Genomic DNA, 2,836 nt, shown 5'->3' with positions numbered 1-2,836 from the left:
CTCCTTTGTTCAGCTGATCCTTTGCTTCCTGTACCGTTTTCGCAGCTTCCTCTCTGATATTCTGCTGAACTTCCTCGAACCCTATTTCACTGTCAAGATAGAGTTCTATCGTCTCACGTCTTTCTGAGTTTGAGTTCATCCCTGTACAGCAGGTTTTGGGTCAACAAATTATATTATTTCTCTACTTGGCTCCCAGTTTCGGAAGACGAACAGATGAATTATTTATATATTCGGGTCCGAAAGTCGATCAATGCTCGGATTGGGCGGTGTAGATATCGGATCTCTGGCAGCTGGTCTTGTAGTCACATTTTCTGCGCTGCTGGGATTTGTCTCGCTCATATTGCCGAAGCTTAGATCTTTTCGCAATCGGAATCCTTGGCTCAGAGTTCGGGGAGGATCTCTCAGGCTCAAGATGGTCAGGAAAGAGATTAGCAATAATGGGTTGTGGTGGTTCCTGAAGAAACTGTATCTGAGCCGTAGGGAGTCTCTTTGGACGTACTGGAGCTTTGTGTGGGCTCTATTAGTTGGGTTTGTGCTGGTGTTTGCGCTTGCTATCCTAGACTCCCCTTTTACAAGTTTACTTAGCGAGGATTTGATTCAAACAGGTTGGCAGGCACAGCTAACGATAACGAGCCTGAGTTTCATCGTTTTGATCTTCCTTTTGGACCAGATCTATCGGAGTAGATACCAGGAGGGTGTTGTCCAGAAGTTCTTGGCAGCCTCTCGTGTGATGCCGGTACTCTACTTCTCCTTATTCTCATCAGGACTGATCGCGTATCTGCATTTCTACCAGTCACCGAACGCAATCCACCCTTTCTTGATTGATATCACCTTCTTTGTCTTTCTGGGGACTGTTGTCAGCATAGGATATGTGTATTATAGGGTTGCCAAGTTGGTTTTCGATGATCCGCTTGATGAGTTCACTATCGACCTTGTGAAGAGAGGACTGGACTTTCAACTTCGGGATAAAAATCGGCAGCGGATTTCAAATGAGTATCTTGAAGACGGGTTACCAGATATCGCTAGGACCGGATTAGACAGAGATGGTCGTGTTTTCTCGGCTCGGGATCTCGGTCTGGAAGGCTTTATTGCAGATATTGATCTTCCGGAACTGAGACGTGCCTGCCAAGAGGAGGAGAGAAGATTGGGAGGCCCCGGAGAAGATGCGTTACAGTTGAGTCTGGGTGTTGGGAATGAGTTGAGCCCAGAGTCGGATATAGTCTCTGTCGACGTTAATCAAGTTGACCCGATGGAGGTTTCAGATGACTTTGCTGAGAGACTATCTGGGGCAGTTCATTGTAGCTCTGGCCAACCGTGGAGGACAGGTGAAAAGATGATTGATGAGAATATGGATCAGATTGATGACGCCAGCCGGGAGGCGATCAGTAATTTGAATTCTTCTGGTTTGAGGAATTTCTTAGGTTTCTATACGGAGCTTCTTGAGTATGCTACAGAGTTGAATAGGCAGATTGTCTTGACCGGAGATAATGCCTCAGCTGGTGTGACGGACGGGGGTCAGCGTTCGGTTCACTGGGCTGCATCCAACTATAGCGGTACTCCTTCTCCAATCCGTTTACTGGTGAGAAGGGTTCGTAGGAAGTTCTACCGTATCTTTGAAGCAGCGGCCGACACCGGGAACTTCGATCTTATTACCACGGTCGGATCTGAGATATACGGTGTTTGCCTTAGTTTCCACCGCCAGAGTGAGATCAACCTTTTTGACGACTTTATGGGATTATACGGAGGGTTTTACCGTGTTCTTGCATCGAGCTCTGAGGACAACGAGGAGGCAATTCATGATCACCTGTCTTCTCTTCAGAATCTTCAGACACAGCTAACTGCTTCTTTGGGTAGAGCTCATTCTGAAGAAGATGTTGAAACAGCTATCTCTGATCTTGAGAGCTACTATGAAGTTATCGAGGAGACCTTCCGGCACTCGATAGAACAGGCTGATTCTGAGTCATTCAATAAGTTGTGGAAGCTCGGGGAAGAAGCCTTCATACTTGTGGATCCAAAAGAGGAAATCTTTGAATTGGAAAGGCAGATTGAGGAGGCCGAGTCGGAGGAGGACCAAGATAGGTACGAGAGAGAATTGGAGCTGAGGAAAAGACAACAGCAGGCGGTGAAGGATCTCCAAGACCGGTTTGATGAGATGAGGTTTATTTCGGCTGCATCTGGTTACCAGGCACTACTGAATGAGGATATTCCTGAGGGGGTGTTTCAGGAAATGTTCGAAGAGTCAATCCGACAAGAGTATGGGAGCTTTCAGAAGCTATCTTCGGCCTATTTCGGCATGATTCGGGATATGCGTCTTGACTTGATGCGGTGGGAGTTCGATGATGTAGATATCTTTGGAGGGGCTCGCATGAGTCAACCGGCTGTCCACACCTGGCTCCAGGAATTTTTCTGTGCAATGGGGATGCTGTTGATAGATCCGGACGAATACGAGGTTGACGATCTGGAAGAGGATAGAAATCCCCTGGCGAATATTGATATTGACAGAACTAGCTATCCTGATCTTGAGGAAGCTATTGAGTCGGTTTCAAGGAGTGATCTGGAGAGGCTGGATATCTCGCAGAGGGAATTGGAGAGGGTGGAGGAGAAGAAAGAGGTCTTCTTGGCTCTGCATCACCAGATGGAGGAGATTCTTGAAAGGAGGGAAGAAGACTACATCATCGAATCTGACTTAGATTCTGAGAAGGTTTCCAACTTCAAGCAAAGCTATGTGGAAAGTTTTGAAGACCAGTTTACTCTTCGAGAGATTTTCGATGATATAGGATGGTTTGACTCTTTCGACTATGATGGAGATGTCGAAGGGTTTGGCCTCAGTACATTT

The 2,836-nt window shown here is 46.8% G+C and carries 1 protein-coding gene; it reads left to right on the top strand.

Going from position 1 to position 2,836, the window contains the following annotated elements; all coding sequences use genetic code 11:
• Window positions 1-250: 250 nt before the first annotated feature.
• Window positions 251-2,836, top strand: a 2,586-nt coding sequence (locus HZR20_RS14280; protein ID WP_181687418.1) for a hypothetical protein, incomplete at its 3' end; no start/stop codon positions are given.

Origin of the sequence: Halorhabdus salina (genome assembly GCF_013839425.1) — an archaeon.
Lineage (GTDB): Archaea > Halobacteriota > Halobacteria > Halobacteriales > Haloarculaceae > Halorhabdus > Halorhabdus salina.
This window is presented reverse-complemented; position numbering and strand designations above follow the sequence as displayed.